General features: G+C 64.7%; 16 protein-coding genes. 6 read left to right on the top strand and 10 right to left on the bottom strand.

The genetic code is table 11. From position 1 onward, the window contains the following. Window positions 1-151 precede the first annotated feature (151 nt). The 6 genes from CIT40_RS21845 to CIT40_RS21820 form a co-directional block, all read right to left on the bottom strand. Entirely contained in the window at window positions 152-910 is a 759-nt protein-coding gene (locus tag CIT40_RS21845) for an SDR family oxidoreductase (protein WP_094895556.1), read from the bottom strand. Window positions 911-934: 24 nt separating this feature from the next. Beyond that, complete coding sequence (locus CIT40_RS21840) at window positions 935-1,693, bottom strand: proteasome-type protease (protein ID WP_094895555.1); 759 nt, start codon at window positions 1,691-1,693, stop codon at window positions 935-937. Between the two features lie 90 nt (window positions 1,694-1,783). Beyond that, window positions 1,784-2,191: a carboxymuconolactone decarboxylase family protein gene (locus tag CIT40_RS21835; RefSeq protein ID WP_094895554.1), complete on the bottom strand. Its 408-nt coding sequence runs from the start codon at window positions 2,189-2,191 to the stop codon at window positions 1,784-1,786. 70 nt (window positions 2,192-2,261) lie between these two features. Next, window positions 2,262-3,110: a transglutaminase family protein gene (locus CIT40_RS21830; protein ID WP_094895553.1), complete on the bottom strand. Its 849-nt coding sequence runs from the start codon at window positions 3,108-3,110 to the stop codon at window positions 2,262-2,264. Between the two features lie 169 nt (window positions 3,111-3,279). Further along, complete coding sequence (locus tag CIT40_RS21825) at window positions 3,280-4,224, bottom strand: alpha-E domain-containing protein (protein WP_094895552.1); 945 nt, start codon at window positions 4,222-4,224, stop codon at window positions 3,280-3,282. Window positions 4,225-4,228: 4 nt separating this feature from the next. Continuing rightward, window positions 4,229-5,647, bottom strand: a complete 1,419-nt coding sequence (locus CIT40_RS21820) for a circularly permuted type 2 ATP-grasp protein (RefSeq protein ID WP_094895551.1) — start codon at window positions 5,645-5,647, stop codon at window positions 4,229-4,231. A 222-nt stretch (window positions 5,648-5,869) separates the two neighbouring features. On the opposite strand from CIT40_RS21820, the gene CIT40_RS21815 reads away from it, so the two are divergent. The 3 genes from CIT40_RS21815 to CIT40_RS21805 all read left to right on the top strand — a co-directional run bounded on the left by CIT40_RS21815 (window position 5,870) and on the right by CIT40_RS21805 (window position 7,926). Further along, entirely contained in the window at window positions 5,870-6,607 is a 738-nt protein-coding gene (locus tag CIT40_RS21815; protein WP_027518748.1) for a competence/damage-inducible protein A, read from the top strand. A 36-nt stretch (window positions 6,608-6,643) separates the two neighbouring features. Next, the gene (gpt, locus tag CIT40_RS21810; protein WP_063195254.1) at window positions 6,644-7,171 is read left to right on the top strand and encodes a xanthine phosphoribosyltransferase; all 528 of its coding nucleotides are present in this window, start codon (window positions 6,644-6,646) and stop codon (window positions 7,169-7,171) included. A gap of 137 nt (window positions 7,172-7,308) precedes the next feature. Continuing rightward, on the top strand, window positions 7,309-7,926 hold the full coding sequence (locus CIT40_RS21805) for a hypothetical protein (RefSeq protein WP_094895550.1): 618 nt from the start codon (window positions 7,309-7,311) through the stop codon (window positions 7,924-7,926). A gap of 16 nt (window positions 7,927-7,942) precedes the next feature. Here CIT40_RS21805 and CIT40_RS21800 read toward each other — a convergent pair whose 3' ends face one another. Continuing rightward, on the bottom strand, window positions 7,943-8,965 hold the full coding sequence (locus CIT40_RS21800) for a methionine synthase (protein WP_094895549.1): 1,023 nt from the start codon (window positions 8,963-8,965) through the stop codon (window positions 7,943-7,945). A 121-nt stretch (window positions 8,966-9,086) separates the two neighbouring features. On the opposite strand from CIT40_RS21800, the gene CIT40_RS21795 reads away from it, so the two are divergent. From CIT40_RS21795 to CIT40_RS21785, 3 genes are all read left to right on the top strand, one after another. After that, on the top strand, window positions 9,087-9,788 hold the full coding sequence (locus CIT40_RS21795) for a glutathione S-transferase N-terminal domain-containing protein (RefSeq protein ID WP_094895761.1): 702 nt from the start codon (window positions 9,087-9,089) through the stop codon (window positions 9,786-9,788). 138 nt (window positions 9,789-9,926) lie between these two features. After that, a complete protein-coding gene (locus tag CIT40_RS21790) occupies window positions 9,927-10,535 on the top strand; it encodes a 2-hydroxychromene-2-carboxylate isomerase (protein ID WP_094895760.1) in 609 nt (202 codons plus the stop codon). After that, a complete protein-coding gene (locus CIT40_RS21785) occupies window positions 10,535-11,512 on the top strand; it encodes an NADPH:quinone oxidoreductase family protein (protein WP_094895548.1) in 978 nt (325 codons plus the stop codon). The genes CIT40_RS21790 and CIT40_RS21785 overlap by 1 nt, the downstream gene beginning before the upstream one ends. A 99-nt stretch (window positions 11,513-11,611) precedes the next feature. Here CIT40_RS21785 and CIT40_RS21780 read toward each other — a convergent pair whose 3' ends face one another. The 3 genes from CIT40_RS21780 to CIT40_RS21770 all read right to left on the bottom strand — a co-directional run bounded on the left by CIT40_RS21780 (window position 11,612) and on the right by CIT40_RS21770 (window position 15,227). After that, complete coding sequence (locus tag CIT40_RS21780; RefSeq protein WP_094895547.1) at window positions 11,612-12,502, bottom strand: crotonase/enoyl-CoA hydratase family protein; 891 nt, start codon at window positions 12,500-12,502, stop codon at window positions 11,612-11,614. A gap of 126 nt (window positions 12,503-12,628) precedes the next feature. Further along, complete coding sequence (locus tag CIT40_RS21775; RefSeq protein ID WP_094895546.1) at window positions 12,629-14,062, bottom strand: amidase; 1,434 nt, start codon at window positions 14,060-14,062, stop codon at window positions 12,629-12,631. After that, window positions 14,055-15,227 (bottom strand): M20 aminoacylase family protein, encoded by a 1,173-nt coding sequence (locus tag CIT40_RS21770; protein WP_094895545.1) that lies wholly within the window; start codon window positions 15,225-15,227, stop codon window positions 14,055-14,057. Before CIT40_RS21770 ends, CIT40_RS21775 begins: the two co-directional genes overlap by 8 nt. Window positions 15,228-15,239: the final 12 nt, after the last annotated feature.

Below are 15,239 nucleotides of genomic sequence, written 5' to 3'. Positions count from 1 at the left end.
GAGGGCCGAGCACGAGATCGCCGAGGCATGGGCCCCGGCTCAGCAGCGCGTCATTTCATGCCGCGCAGCGTCCGGGGCACGACCGTGGACAGAGCCTAGGGAAATCAATGAGATCCCTACTGTGCATGGGGTTGTTTTCGCAGTTTTGAGTTCAACCCCGTCCGACGAACGGCATCTTGGTCGCCATCACGGTCATCGTCAGCACGTTGGCATCCAGCGGCAGGCCGGCCATGTAGGCGACGGCGTCGCCGACCGCCTTCGCGTCCATGCGCGGCTCCTGCTTCGACGTGCCGTCCGGCTGCAGGACGCCGGGACCGTTGACCATGCGGTCCGTCATCGGGGTCGCGGCATTGCCGATGTCGACCTGGCCGACTGCGATGTCGTAGGCACGGCCGTCGAGATTTGAGGCCTTGGTCAGGCCGGTGATGGCGTGCTTGGTCGAGGTGTAGGGCGCCGACAGCGGCCGCGGCGCATGCGCCGAGATCGAGCCGTTGTTGATGATGCGGCCACCGCGCGGGCTCTGGTCCTTCATGATGCGGAAGGCGTGCTGGGTGCACAGGAAGGGGCCGGTGAGGTTGGTGTTCACCACCGCCTGCCACTGCTCGAGGCTGAGGTCCTCGAAGGGGATGGCGGGCGCGCCCATGCCGGCATTGTTAAACAGCACGTCGAGGCGGCCATAGGTCGCCTTCACCTTGTCGAACAGGGCCGCGATCTGTTCCGGCTTGGTCATGTCGGCGGTGACGCAAAGGCTCTTGCCGGCGGGGCCGAGCTTCGCGGTTTCCTCGAGCATGTCGAGCCGGCGCCCGACCAGCACCACGGTGAAGCCGGTGTTCATCAGGGCCAGCGACGCGGCGCGCCCGACCCCGGTGCCGGCGCCCGTCACTACGGCGATCTTCTTTGCTTCACTCATCGTTTCCTGCCTTTTCTTCAGTTGTCAGGTTTTCGGTTCTTTTTCGTTCTTGTAGGGCGGCCGCGGAATGTTCTGATGCGCCGCGCGCAGCGCCGCCGACCAGCGCGAGCGCAGATCGTGGAAGTAGGGCTCGCCGGCCTCGATGCGGTGGTTGAGATCGGCATCGCACGCGTCGGCGCGCACCACCAGCACGTCGATCGGAAGGCCGACGCCGAGGTTCGAGCGCATGGTCGAGTCCATCGAGATCAGGCCGGTCTTCAGCGCCTCGTAGAGTTCGACGTCGTAATGCATGGCGCGGTCGAGCACCGGCTTGCCGTATTTGTGCTCGCCGATCTGCAAGTATGGCGTATCGGTGGTGCACTCGATGAAATTGCCGGCGGTGTAGACCATGAACAGGCGCATGCGCGCGCCCTTGATCTGGCCGCCGAACAGGAACGAGACGTCGAACGAGACGTCCTCGGATCGCAGTGCGGGGCCCTCGGTCGCATGCACCGCACGGATCGCCCGGCCGATGCGCTGGGCGGCCTGGAACATGGTCGGCGCGTTCATCAGCGTCTCGATCTCACCCGTGTTGGGGTCCTCCAGCCCTTCGGTCAGCGTGGACAGTACCGACTGGCTGATGGCGAGGTTGCCGGCGCTGGCGATCGCCATGATGCGGTCGCCGGGCTTCGAGAAGATGTGCAGCTTGCGGAAGGTCGAGACGTTGTCGAGCCCGGCATTGGTGCGGGTATCGGCGATCATCACCAGACCGTCCCGAACCAGGATTCCGCAACAATAGGTCATTTCCAGTCCCCGAACGCGTTTGCGCGGAATTACTAGCCAATTTCGGGGAGGCATGAAACCCCCGATTCCCCGGACGGTTAGCCCCGCCACTCAGTCAGCGGCACCGACCAGAAACGCCTCGTCGACCGGCACACCAAGCGCCGTGACCAGCCGGTTGGTCTCCGCGGCCATGCCGACGATGGCGAGCATCTCGGCATATTCGGCTTCGGACATGCCCTTGGCCCGTGCGGCGGCGGTGTGGGAGTGGATGCAATAGCTGCAGCCATGCGCGATCGAAACCGCGACATAGAGCATCTCCTTGACCTTGGGATCGAGCGCACCGGGGGCCATCACCTCCTTGATGCTCTCCCACGTCCTCCGCAGCGTCTTCGGATCATGCGCCAGCGCGCGCCAGAAATTGTTGACGAAATCCGACTTCCGCACCTTGCGGATATCCTCGAAGACGGCACGCGCTTCAGGGGAGAGTTCATCGTCCGAAAGCAGCTTGACGGTTGCCATGGGGTCCTCGCAGGAGAGCAGGTCTGATCCCCGTGAGTGTAGCACGGCCCGTGGGTTCGGACGGCTGCGCCTAGCTCTGTCGCTGGGATTGCGATTGCGACGGCCCGCCGCGGCCGGCCTGCTCGACCTTCACCGCCACCGTCAGAGTCTCGGAGCCGCCGCCATAGCGGGTGCCACGCACCGGGGCTGCGCCAAGATAGTCGAGCCCGATCGCGACGCGGACATGGGCATCGGTGGCGCAGATGCTGTTGGCGGGATCGAAGCCGACCCAGCCGAGATCGGGCACGTAGGCTTCAGCCCAGGCATGGCCGGCGTCCTGATGCACCGTGCCGTCCGAGCGCAGGAAGTGACCGGAGACGAAGCGCGCCGGCACGCCGCTGGTGCGGGCGCAGGCGATGAAAATGTGCGCATAGTCCTGGCAGACACCGCGCTTGAGCGTGAATGCCTCGGCGGCCGACGTGCCGCTGTTGGTCGGGTCCTCGTCGAACGTCATGTGATCGCCGATCTCCGTCATCAGCGTGTGCAGGAAGCCGAGCGTGTCGCTCTCGGCCTCGCTGCGCAACTGGCGCGCGACCGCCATCATCGCCGGATTGACCGAGGTCAGGTCGGTGTCGCGCAGGAACATGCCCACCGGAAAGCGCTCGTCGGTACCGCGCAGCACGCCGCCGGTGTCGTGGGTTTCGATCAGCCCTTCGGCGGTGATCCGGATATCGCCCACGGGCCCGCAGGACAGCACATGGGTGACGTTGCCGAACGCGTCTTCGTGGGCATCGAGCCTGGTGTCTGTGGAGACGTCGATCTGCCACTCCGCAACATATTGCCCGTCATGGCTGCACGGGGTCATGCGCAGGATCTGGATCACGCTGGTGGCCGGCGGCTCGTAGCGATAGGTCGTCGTGTGCAGGATTCGCAGGCGCATGGTGGACCGTGAAGTTAGTGGTTAGCCTGACTGCTTACCGTGAAGAAGCTCGTCATGCCCGGGCTTGTCCCGGGCATCCACGATCTTCTTCGGCGCGCGAAGGCAAGAACGTGGATGGCCGGGACAAGCCCGGCCATGACGATATCCCGTTTTCGTCAGCCGGGGGACATCAGATCAGATACTGCTTGGTGATGATTTCGCCCAGCCTGGAATTGTCCGTGATGAATTCCTGAATGAATTCATGCACGCCATGCTGGAAAATGTCGTTCATATTGCTGTGTTCGAGCCGGTTGCGGATGCCGCGGGCGTGGCGCTGTGCCGGGCCCTGGCGGCCATAGGCGACGCCGATCTGGTCGAGATTGCGCACGAGATTGTCGTAACAGCTCGCCAGCGAGCGCGGCAGCGTGCCGTTGAGAATGAGCAAATCCGCGACCAGCCACGGTTTCAGCGTTTCGCGATAGACCCAATGATAGGCCGTCAGCGCCGACACCGAGCGCAGGATCGAGCTCCACTGATAGAAGTCCAGCGGGCCGCCGACGTGCTCCTCTTCCGGCAGCAGCACGTGATACTTCACGTCGAGAATGCGCGCGGTGTTGTCGGCGCGCTCCAGATGCAGGCCGAGCCGGGAGAACCAGTAGGCGTCGTTGCGGAGCATGGTCCGGTAGGCCGAGCCGTCGAAGCGCAGCGAGGTCTCCTGCACGAAGCGCAGGAATTTTGCGAGGTCCTCGCGCGTCGAGGTGCCCTTGTTCCAGACCGCCTGTAGCTCGATCCAGGCCGAGTTGATGGTGTCCCACATCTCGCTGGTCAGCGCGGTGCGCACCGAGCGCGAGTTCAGCCGCGCCGCCTCGATGCAGTTCCTGATCGAGGACGGGTTGTCTACGGAGAACGAGAGGTAGTCGACGACGTTGTGCTCGTTGGCTTCCTCGTAGGTCTGATAGAAGCTGGCGGCGACGCCTGCGGTGAGCAGCGCGGAGTCCCATTCATTGGTCTTGCCGATATAGGCGGCCGGCAAGGCCGTGACCCGCAGCGTCGCATCGATGGTACGCGCGAGATATTCGGCCCGTTCGACGTAGCGGGCGAGCCAGTAGAGGTTTTCGGCGGTACGCGACAGCATCTCTCTACTCGTCCAAAATCCAGGTGTCCTTGGTGCCGCCGCCCTGGCTCGAATTCACCACCAGGGAGCCTTCCTTCAGCGCAACGCGTGTCAGCCCGCCGGGAACGATCGTCGTGGTCTTGCTGCCGGTCAGCACGAACGGTCGCAGATCCACGTGGCGCGGTGCGAGTCCGGACGCCGTGCAGGTCGGGCAGGTCGAGAGCGCCAGCGTCGGCTGGGCGATGAAGCCTTCAGGCTCGCGCTTGAGCTTCTCGCGGAACGCTTCGATCGTTGCCTTGGTCGCGGCTGGCCCGATCAGCATGCCGTAGCCGCCGGAGCCGTGCACCTCCTTGACGACGAGTTCGTTCAAATGATCCAGCACATAGGCGAGGTCCTTCGGCTCGCGGCAGCGCCAGGTCTGCACGTTTTTCAGGACCGGCTCCTCGCCGAGATAGAATTTCACGATGTCGGGCATGTAGGAGTAGATCGCCTTGTCGTCGGCGATGCCGGTGCCGACGGCGTTGGCGAGCGTGATGTTGCCGGCCGCATAGGCCGACATCAGCCCGGGCACGCCGAGTGCGGAATCGGGGCGGAAGGTGAGGGGATCGAGGAAGTCGTCGTCGACGCGGCGATAGATCACGTCGACTCGCTTCAGCCCTTCCGTCGTCCGCATGAACACTTCGTTGTTCTTGACGATGAGGTCGCGGCCCTCGACCAGCTCGATGCCGAGCTTGTCGGCGAGGAAGGAGTGCTCGTAATAGGCCGAGTTGTAGACGCCGGGGGTGAGCAGGGCGACGGTCGGCTCGCCCGAGGCGCTTAGCGGCGCGACGGAGCGGAGCGCCGAGAGCAGTTCGTCCGGATAGCGCTCGACCGGCGCCACCCTGTGGCGGGCGAACAGATCCGGAAACAGCCGCATCATGATCTCGCGGTTCTCGAGCATGTACGACACGCCGGACGGCGTCCGCGCATTGTCCTCCAGCACGATGAAGTCGTTGGCATCGATCCGGACGATGTCGATGCCGGCGATGTGCACGTAGACGTCGTGCGGCACCTGCTGGCCGTTCATCTCGGGCCGGAACACCGGGTTCTGAAAGATCAGATCTTCGGGCACGATCCCGGCGCGGAGGATGTCGCGGCCATGATAGACGTCGCGCAGGAACATGTTCAGCGCTTTCACGCGCTGCTTCAGCCCCTTTTCCAGCACCCCCCATTCCTTGCCGGACATGATCCGCGGGATCACGTCGAACGGGATCAGGCGCTCGGTCGATTCGGAATCGCCATAGACCGCAAAGGTAATGCCGATGCGGCGGAACAGGAGCTCGGCTTCCTGGCGGCGGTATTCGAGCGCCTCGGGAGGCGTCTCCTTGAGCCAGCGTGCCAGCTCCTGATAGGCGGGGCGAAGGTCCCCACCGGGAATATTCATTTCGTCAAACGCGACTGCCATAGATCCCGACGTATCTCCCTGGCCATGCGGCAAGAGTGCATGACTTTGAGGAGGTAGCAAGGGGCGGGCCAGCGCGATAAGCATGGAGAGAGGGCATTTGCCGGGAATGCGTGGCGGCTTGCCTGAAAAAATGGCTGAGGACTGCTTATTTCGGCAGCAAAACCGCGTGACTTCAACGCGTTACCTCGGCAAAGTCGGGACCAGAGGTGAGGGACTTAAGGTATGAGCGAGATCGTCACGGCGGGCATTCTGGTCATCGGGGATGAAATCCTGTCTGGCCGGACCAAGGACAAGAATATCGGCTTCATCGCCGAATACCTCACCAATATCGGCATCGACCTGAAGGAAGTCCGGGTCGTCTCCGACGACGAGCCCGACATCATCGCGGCCCTGGATGCACTGCGGCATCGCTACACCTATGTCTTCACCACCGGCGGCATCGGCCCGACCCATGACGACATCACCGCCGACAGCGTCGCCAAGGCGTTCGGCGTCGGTATCGACCACCATCCGGAGGTCGTCGCCCGTTTCCGCGAGCGCTGGAGCGAGCAGGACCTCAACGAGGCCCGCCTGCGCATGGCCCGCATCCCCGATGGCGCCGAGCTGATCCAGAGCGCCACCATCCTCGCCCCCGGCTTCAAGATCGGCAATGTCATCGTGATGGCCGGCGTGCCCTCGATCATGCAGGCGATGATGGACATCGTCTCGCCCAAGCTGAAATCGGGCGTGCGCATGCTCTCCGAATCGGTCCGCGCCAACGCCCGGGAGGGCGACATCGGCAGCCCCTTGCGCGCGATTGCCGCCGCCCATCCCGACACCATCATCGGCAGCTATCCCTTCATGGACGAGGAGCAGAAGCCGAATACCAACCTCGTGGTGCGCTCGCGCGATGCGGACAAGCTCGCGGCAGCCATGGCCGCGGTGAAGGAAATGCTGGCAGGACTGAACATCACCCGTTAGCAGGGAATTTGCCGGCAGGCGAAGCAGGAGACGACAATGGCTGGTGAAGCACCGGAACTGAGCGCGCAGGAGCGGGCGGGCAGGGCCTTCCCGGTCTCGTGGGACCAGTTCCACCGCGACTGCCGGGCACTGACCTGGCGGCTCAACGAGGTCGGCCCGTTCCACGCCGTCATCGCGATCACCCGCGGCGGCCTGGTGCCGGCCGCGATCGTGGCGCGCGAGCTCGGCGTGCGCGTGATCGACACGGTCTGCATCGCCAGCTACGACCACGACAAGCAGGGCGAGTTGCAGGTCCTGAAGGGCATCTCCGAACAGGCCATGAAGCTCGGCGGCGGCACCGGCAAGGGGCTTCTGATCGTCGACGACCTCGTCGACACCGGCAAGACCGGCAGGCTGGTCCGCGAGATGCTGCCCGATGCGCATTTCGCCACCGTCTACGCCAAGCCGAAGGGGCGCCCGCTGGTCGATACGTTCATCACCGAGGTTTCGCAGGACACCTGGATCTTCTTCCCCTGGGACACCGCGCTGTCCTACCACCCGCCACTGCGCGACGGCGCTGCGTGAGTGCCGTCGTCACTGCGAGCGAAGCGAAGCAATCCAGGAATGTATCCGCGGAAATAGTCTGGATCGCTTCGTCGCCAGCGCAAAATTGCTTCGCAATTTTGTCGCGGGCTCCCTCGCAATGACGAGCGGAGGCCGCCATGCCCCTGCAGAACCGCGTCACCCCCACCGGTGACATCATCGCTACTCCGCATCGCGGCCTGTTCACCGGCAATCGCGGCATCATCCACGATCCCGCAACGAAGACGCTGCTGAACAAGCGCTGGTCGTCGCCGGCCTGGATCACCTGCCTGTGTGAATTCCGCGGCTGGCGGCGGCCGGTGATGGCGCGGCGGAGCTGGACCGAGCTGTTCTTTCTCGACGAGGCCACGGCCTTTGCCGCGGGTCACCGGCCCTGCTTCTTCTGCCGCCGCGACGACGCCAATCGCTTTCGCGCCGCGTGGGAGGCGGGCAACGGCGTGAGCAAGGTGAGTGCGAAGGCGATGGACGCCCAGCTCCATTTGGAGCGTCTGGATCATGGCCGCAAGCGCCTGCACGCGCTGCCGATGCCGGTGGCAGAATTGCCTGACGGCGCGATGGTGCAGCAGGGCGAGGAGAGCTTTCTGGTGACGAAGGCTCGGCTGTGGCGATGGTCGGCGGCCGGCTATGCCCGCGCCGGCAACGATCTGGAGAGCCCAATGCTGCTGACACCGCCGTCCACATTGCGGGCGCTGGGCGCCGGATATCAACCGGCGCTGCATCCAACCGCTCTGGACTAGCAGAGCGGCGTCCGGATCATCCCAGCTTCTCGCGCGCCAGCGCGGCGCCGGCGCCGAGCGCCATCAGCTTGGCTTCGGCGATCTCGCGCCGCATCGGCGCCATGCCGCAATTGGTGGTGGCGATGATGTTGCTCTTGGGCACGAATTTCGACACCGCATCGATCACCTTCACGACATCCTCGGCGGTCTCCACGGTGTCGCTGGCGACGTCGATCACGCCGGCTTGCACGATCTTGTTTTTCAGGAGCGCGAGCAAATCGAGCGGCACCTTCGAATTGCGGCACTCGATCGCGACCTGCTGGATCGGGCTGGCGTCGATCGCTGGAAAGATCTGCTCATACTGCCGCCATTGCCCGCCAAGCGTCTCTTTCCAATCCGTATTGGCCTTGATGCCGTAGCCGTAGCAGATGTGCACGGCGGTGGTGCAGGTCAGCCCCTGCGCGGCGCGCTCCAGCGCCTTGATGCCCCAGTCGTTGACCTCGTCCATGTAGACGTTGAAGGCGGGCTCGTCGAACTGCACGAGATCGACGCCGTCGGCCTGCAAGGCCTTGGCCTCCTCATTCAGCAGCTCGGCAAAGGCAAACGCCATCTTGACGCGATCGCCGTAATAGCGATCGGCGATGGTGTCGATGATGGTCATCGGGCCGGGCAGGGTGAACTTCAGCTTCTTCTTCGTGTGCGTCCGCGCCACGCGCGCCTCGAAGGCGTGGACGCGATCCTTCAGCCGAAGAGGCGCGACCACCTGCGGCACCATCGCCTTGTAGCGGTCCTTGCGGATGCCCATCTCGACCTTGTGGGCGAAATCGATGCCTTCGATCTTCTCCAGGAAACCGTGAACGAAATGTTGCCGGGCCTGCTCGCCCTCGGTGAGGATGTCGATGCCGGCGTCCTCCTGGATCTTCAGCCAGATCAGCGTCGCATCGCGCTTGGCGCGCAAAAGCTCGTCGCCTTGCGCCTTCCAGGGCGCCCAGAGCATGTTGGGCTCGGCGAGCCATTCCGGCTTCGGCAAGGAGCCGGCGATCGTGGTTGGAAACAGCATGGCGGACCTCCCGGCAGGTTGTGTTGCGCCCCTTCCTGCCATGTCCTAACGTCGAGGTACAGAACAACAAAAGTCGCTCTCCATTCCAGCGGCGGCGATGGGAAATGCCAAGGGAAAGGTCATGATCGACCTCTATTACGCGCCGACGCCGAACGGCTGGAAAATCTCGATCATGCTGGAGGAGCTCGGACTTCCCTATGAGGTGAAGCCCGTCAATATCCGTGCCGGCGAGCAGTTCAGCCCCGAATTTCTGGCGATCTCCCCGAACAACCGCATCCCCGCGATCGTCGATCACGCACCCGCCGACGGCGGCGGGCCGTTTTCGGTGTTCGAGACCGGCGCCATTCTGATTTATCTCGCGGAGAAGACCGGCCGTTTCTTGCCCACCGACTTGCGCGGGCGTTCCGTTGCCATCCAGTGGGTGATGTGGCAGATGGCCGGCCTTGGGCCGATGCTCGGCCAGCACGGGCATTTTGCGCTCTATGCGGCGGAGAAGGTTCCTTACGCGATCGAGCGCTACCGCGACGAGGCGGCCCGGCTCTATGGCGTGCTCGACCGGCAATTGGAGAAGACCGGGGCCTATGTCGCCGGCGACTATTCCATTGCCGACATCGCCTGCTTCCCCTGGACCATGACCCACAAGGCGCAGGGCTTTACGCTCGACGACTACCCGAACGTCAAGCGCTGGTACGCCCTGGTCCGCGCCAGGCCGCAGGTGCAGGCGGGGCTCGCGATCGGAAAATTCGTGAAAGAGCCGTTCGACGAGGAATCACGCAAGATCATGTTCGGGCAGAAGGCTAAGGAAGTGTTGGGAAGGAAGTGACGGCCATCGCTCTCTCGGCGTCATTGCGAGCGCAGCGAAGCAATCCAGACTGGCCCTGCGGAAAGACTCTGGATTGCTTCGTCGCTTCGCTCCTCGCAATGACGGGGAGGGAGCGGAATGAACATCAAAGGAAACGCCATGATTGAATTCTTCTTCGACTGCTCCAGCCCTTGGACCTATCTCGCCTTCCACAACATCCAGCCGCTCGCGAAGGAACTCGGCGCCGAGATCGTCTGGCGGCCGATCCTGGTCGGCGGCATCTTCAACACGGTCAATCCGAGCGTCTACGCGCAGCGCGAGGCGCCGGTGCCGCTGAAGGCGCGCTACATGAAGAAGGACCTCGCCGACTGGGCGCGTTCGGCCGGCCTTGCGATCAAGATGCCACCGACGGTGTTTCCGGTGAACAGCGTCAAGGCGATGCGCGGCTGCATCTGGCTCGGCAAAGACATGGTGCCGTTCGCGACATCAGTGTTCGAGGCCTATTGGGGCGGCGACAAGGACATCTCGCAGGACGCGGTGCTCGCGGAGATCTGCAAGAAGGTCGGCATCGACGAGCAGGGATTCTTCGCCGGCATTTCGGAGCAGGCGATCAAGGATCAGCTCAAGGCGAATACGGAAGAGGTCGTCGCCCGCGGCGGTTTCGGCTCGCCGACGATCTTCGTCAACAAGACCGACATGTATTTCGGCAACGACCGGCTGCCGCTGATCCGCGAGGCGCTCTTGCGCAGCAAGGCGGGTGCGGCCTGATGGTGCGCGCTGTCGTCTGTCGCGCGCTCGGCGCCCCCGAAACATTGCGGCTGGAAGAATTTCCGTCGCGTACCTTGAAGCCCGGCGAGGTGCGCGTGGCGATCCGCGCTGCCGGGCTTAACTTTCCCGACGTGCTGATGGCCGCCGGCGAATATCAGCTCAAGCCCGAGCTGCCGTTCACGCCGGGCATGGAAGCCGCCGGTGATGTCACCGAGGTTAGCGCGGAGGCGAGGGGCGTCGCCGTCGGCGCCAAGGTCATCGTGAAGATGCGCCACGGCGCGTTCACCGATGAAGCGGTGGTGACGCCCGCGCAGCTCACGCCGATGCCGTCGACTTTCGACTATGCGGAGGCCGCGACCTACCTTGCCGGCCACGGCACCGCCTATCACGCGTTGATCGATCGCGGCCGGGTTGAGCCGGGCGAGGTGCTGCTGGTGCACGGCGCCGGCGGTGGCGTCGGATTGGCCGCAGTCGAGATCGGCAAGATGCTGGGCGCGACCGTGATCGCGACCGCGTCCAGCGACGAGAAGCTCGCCATCGCCAGGGCGCGCGGCGCCGATCACCTCATTCGCTATGACCGCGAGCCGTTTCGCGATGCCGTCAAGCGCATCACCGATGGTCGTGGCGCGGACGTCGTGTTCGATCCCGTCGGCGGCCAGGTTTTCGAAGACTCGATGCGCTGCATCGCCTGGGGCGCGCGGCTGCTGGTGATCGGCTTCACCGGCGGCATCGGCTCGGCGAAGACCAACCTGCTGCTGATCAAGGGCGCCAGCGTGCTCGGTGTGCGCGCAGGCGAAGCCGTGCGGAAAAATCCGGCGCTCGGGCAGGTGCGCCTCAAGGCGCTGCTGCAATGGGCGGAAGAGGGCAAGCTGCGCCCCAACATCTCGCATCGCCTGCCGCTGGAAGACTACGCGAAGGCGATGCGGCTCTTGCTCGATCGCAAGGCCATCGGGCGCGTGGCGCTGGTGATGGAGTGAGAGTGCCGTAGGGTGGGTTAGCGAAGCGTAACCCACCACTTCTCTCGCCGCGCAGATTAAAGAGGTGGGTTACGCCTTCGGCTAACCCACCCTACGAAGCTACTTATATTCCCGCTCCGTCCACCACGGGAAATAGTCCGGCATATCGGTCGAGACCTTGTCCTTGAATTGCGCCGGTCGCTTCTCCAGGAACGACACCACGCCTTCCTTGACGTCCCCGGAACGTCCCCGGGCGTAGATGCCGCGGCTGTCGACCTTGTGGGCTTCCATGGGATCGTCGGCGCCCATCATGCGCCACATCATCTGGCGGATCAGCGCGACCGACACGGGCGCGGTCTTGGCCGCGAATTCCCTGGCGAGCGCGCGGGCGGTCGGCAGCAAATCATCGGGGGCGACGACCTTGCTGACGAGGCGGCCGGCGAGCGCTTCCTGCGCCGGGAAGACGCGGCCCGAATAGCACCATTCCAGCGCCTGCGAGATGCCGACGATACGCGGCAAGAACCAGCTCGATGCGGCCTCCGGCACGATGCCGCGCTGGGAGAACACGAAGCCGAACCGTGCAGCATCCGAGGCGATGCGGATGTCCATCGCGAGCTGCATGGTGACGCCGATGCCGACTGCCGGGCCGTTCACCGCGGCAATAACGGGCTTGAGGCACTTGAAGATGCGCAACGTCACCTGGCCGCCGCCGTCGCGCACCTGCGGATCGCTGTAGTCGACCTTGCCGTCGGCGAAGCGCTTCACCGGTCCGCGCCGGGCGTCGCGATCGAAAGTATCAGCACCTGACGACAGATCGGCCCCCGCGCAAAATCCGCGGCCTGCGCCTGTCACGATGATGGCGCGGACGTTGTCGTCCTTGTCGGCGGCGTCGAACGCGTCGATCAGCTCCGCCTGCATCTGCGCGTTGAAGGCGTTGAGCTTGTCGGGCCGGTTCAGCGTGATGGTGAGGATCTGCTCGGCGACCTCGTATTTGATCGTCTCATACGCCATGGCGGTTTCCTTCCTTCTGGATTCTTGACCCAATTCTGTCATTGCCGGGCTTGACCCGGCAATCCATCTTTTCAAAGAGGATGGATGCGCGGGTCGAGCCCGCGCATGACGAATTGTGCAGTGACGCTAGTGCTGCGTCTTGTGTGAAGGCGGTTTGGGCCAGGGCTTCTGCGCTCCGCGCAGGCCCTCAAATGCCTTGGCCATGCCGAGCACGCCGATATCGTCGAAGCGGCGACCGACGATCTGCACGCCGATGGGGAAACCCTTGGCGTCGAAGCCGCCGTTGACGGAGACGGCGGGGTTCTCCGACATATTCCACGGCACGGTATAGGCGATGTGCTCGAACGGCTTCATGGGGTCGTTGGTGGGGGAAGCCCAGTCGGCCGGATAGTTCACGTTGGGCGCGGTCGGCGAGATCACGTAGTCGAACTCGCAGAACAGCTTCGCCGCCGCCGCGCGGATCGCCATGGTCTGATTGAAGCCGCGGATGACATCGACACCCGAGAGCTTCGCACCGGACTCGCCCCATTTGAAGATGTAAGGCAGCACCTTGGCCTGCTCGGCCGGCGTCAGCCTGGCCAGATCATCCCACATCCGCGCGCGCCAGAAATTATCGAGGCCATCGAGCATCTCGCGCGTGAGGATGCCGTCGATTTCGGTGACGACGCTGCCTGCGGATTCGAACGCCTTCGCCGCCTTCACTGCGACCTCGCGCACTGGTTTCTCCAGCGCCAGGCCGCAGCCGGGATCGAGCATCAATCCGATGCGCAGTTTTCGCGGAGATTTCTCCAGGCCCTTCCAGTTCAGCGGCTCGGCTGGCAGGCTCATGCCGTCGCGGCGGTCGGGCTTTGCGATCACGCTCATCATCAGCGCGCAATCGTCGACCGTGCGGGTCATGGGGCCGGCGACACGGCCGACATAGGTCGGATCGATCGGCACGCGGCCGAAGCTCGGCTTCAGGCCGACGAGGCCGCACCAGCCCGCGGGCAGGCGGACCGAGCCGCCGATGTCGGTGCCGAGATGCAGCGGGCCATAGCCGGCCGCCGCCGCAGCGCCGGCGCCTGCGCTGGAGCCGCCGGGATTCTTGGAGAGGTCCCAGGGGTTGTGCGCGAGTGCGTGGAAGCTGGAAAGTCCGGATGACAGCATGCCGTAATCGGGCATGGTGGTCTTGGCGAAGATGATGCTGCCTGCCTCGCGCAGGCGCGCGGCGGGAGGGGCGTCCTTCTCGGCCGGGACGAGCTTGACGCTGGCGGCACCCAGCGGCACCGGCACGCCCTTGGTCGCGATGTTGTCCTTCACCGTCACGGGTACGCCGTCGAGCGCACCGGACGGCTCGCCGCCGGTCCAGCGCGCGGTCGAGGCCTTGGCGGCCTCGCGCGCGCCGTCCGGATCGAACGCGTAGAGCGCCTTCAGATGCGGTTCCCACGCAGCGACGTGCGAGAGCAAATCCTCCAGCACCTCGCTCGGCGAGAATTGCTTGGCGCGATAGCCCGCGATCAGATCGAGCGCGGACAGATCGTGCAGCGAGGTGACCGCCTCTTCAGCGCTCTTCTTAGGCATGAGAACCGACCGGCATGCGGGTCTCGATGATGCGGGCGAACATGCTGGCGCCGATCGGCAGGATCTTGTCGTCGAGCACGAAGCCGGGATTGTGCACGGGCACGGAGCCGTCATGGCCGACCCAGAAATAGGCACCGGGAATGGTCTGCAGCATGTCGGCAAAATCCTCGCTGCCCATCTTGGGCTGGGCGCGGGTGATGACGTTGGCGGGGTCGACGATGGTGCGCGCGACCTCCTCGACCACCTTGGACTGCTCGACCTGGTTGATCAGCACGTCGAAGGTGTCGCGGATGTCGACGTCGATCACGCATTCGTAGGCACTCGCGATGCCGGCGCAGATCGTGCGGATGCGTTCCGCTATCAGAGTGCGGACCTCCTTCGAGAAGGTGCGGATGGTGCCGCAAAGATGCGCGTCGCCCGGGATGACGTTGTAGGCCGAGCCGGCATGGATCTGCGTGATCGAGATGACGGCGGCCTGGAGCGGCTCGACGTTGCGGCTGACGATGGTCTGGATCGCCTGCGCCAGCGTGGTTGCGATGATCACCGCGTCCTTGGAGCGCTCGGGCATCGCGCCATGCGCGCCGTAGCCGGTGATGCGCAGGTCGAAGAAGTCGGCGCTGGCCATTGCCGGGCCGGGCAGGATCGCGATCTCGCCGTGGTTGAGGTCGGGCGCGTTGTGCAGGCCGTACAGCTCGTCGCAGGGAAACTTCTCGAACAGCCCGTCCTTGATCATCGCGCGGGCGCCGCCGAGGCCTTCCTCGGCCGGCTGGAAGATGAGGTGGACGGTGCCGTCGAAGTTTCTGGTTTCGGCGAGGTAGCGCGCCGTGCCGAGCAGCATGGTGGTGTGGCCGTCATGACCGCAGCCGTGGAAGCGGCCGGGGATTTTCGAGCTCCACTTCAGATTGGTGTTCTCTTCCATCGGCAGCGCGTCCATGTCGGCACGCAGGCCAATCCGCTTGCCGCCCGAACCCTTGCCCTTGATGATTCCGATCACGCCGGTGCCGCCGAGGCCGCGATGCACCTCGATGCCCCAGCTCTTCAGCTTGTCGGCGACGATGCCGGAGGTGCGCACTTCTTCGAAGCCGATCTCGGGATGTGCGTGCAGGTCGCGCCGGATGGCGGTGAGCTCGTCGGCGTAGCCGTCGATGCGGTCGATCGTGGGCATGGGTTCTGTCCA

Source organism: Bradyrhizobium amphicarpaeae (genome assembly GCF_002266435.3).
Lineage (GTDB): Bacteria > Pseudomonadota > Alphaproteobacteria > Rhizobiales > Xanthobacteraceae > Bradyrhizobium > Bradyrhizobium amphicarpaeae.
The sequence above is the reverse complement of the archived record's forward strand: the minus strand, read 5'-3'. Positions and strand labels throughout refer to the sequence as shown.

Bases quoted from the DNA above. Each gene is read 5' to 3' on its own strand.
- CIT40_RS21775 (WP_094895546.1), bottom strand. From the start codon at position 14,062: ATGCCTAAGAAGAGCGCTGAAGAGGCGGTCACCTCGCTGCACGATCTG.
- CIT40_RS21805 (WP_094895550.1), top strand. From the start codon at position 7,309: ATGCCCCTGCAGAACCGCGTCACCCCCACCGGTGACATCATCGCTACT.
- CIT40_RS21790 (WP_094895760.1), top strand. From the start codon at position 9,927: ATGATTGAATTCTTCTTCGACTGCTCCAGCCCTTGGACCTATCTCGCC.
- CIT40_RS21825 (WP_094895552.1), bottom strand. From the start codon at position 4,224: ATGCTGTCGCGTACCGCCGAAAACCTCTACTGGCTCGCCCGCTACGTC.
- CIT40_RS21840 (WP_094895555.1), bottom strand. From the start codon at position 1,693: ATGACCTATTGTTGCGGAATCCTGGTTCGGGACGGTCTGGTGATGATC.
- CIT40_RS21785 (WP_094895548.1), top strand. From the start codon at position 10,535: ATGGTGCGCGCTGTCGTCTGTCGCGCGCTCGGCGCCCCCGAAACATTG.
- CIT40_RS21795 (WP_094895761.1), top strand. From the start codon at position 9,087: ATGATCGACCTCTATTACGCGCCGACGCCGAACGGCTGGAAAATCTCG.
- CIT40_RS21770 (WP_094895545.1), bottom strand. From the start codon at position 15,227: ATGCCCACGATCGACCGCATCGACGGCTACGCCGACGAGCTCACCGCC.
- CIT40_RS21845 (WP_094895556.1), bottom strand. From the start codon at position 910: ATGAGTGAAGCAAAGAAGATCGCCGTAGTGACGGGCGCCGGCACCGGG.
- CIT40_RS21815 (WP_027518748.1), top strand. From the start codon at position 5,870: ATGAGCGAGATCGTCACGGCGGGCATTCTGGTCATCGGGGATGAAATC.
- CIT40_RS21780 (WP_094895547.1), bottom strand. From the start codon at position 12,502: ATGGCGTATGAGACGATCAAATACGAGGTCGCCGAGCAGATCCTCACC.
- CIT40_RS21800 (WP_094895549.1), bottom strand. From the start codon at position 8,965: ATGCTGTTTCCAACCACGATCGCCGGCTCCTTGCCGAAGCCGGAATGG.
- CIT40_RS21830 (WP_094895553.1), bottom strand. From the start codon at position 3,110: ATGCGCCTGCGAATCCTGCACACGACGACCTATCGCTACGAGCCGCCG.
- CIT40_RS21835 (WP_094895554.1), bottom strand. From the start codon at position 2,191: ATGGCAACCGTCAAGCTGCTTTCGGACGATGAACTCTCCCCTGAAGCG.
- CIT40_RS21820 (WP_094895551.1), bottom strand. From the start codon at position 5,647: ATGGCAGTCGCGTTTGACGAAATGAATATTCCCGGTGGGGACCTTCGC.
- gpt (WP_063195254.1), top strand. From the start codon at position 6,644: ATGGCTGGTGAAGCACCGGAACTGAGCGCGCAGGAGCGGGCGGGCAGG.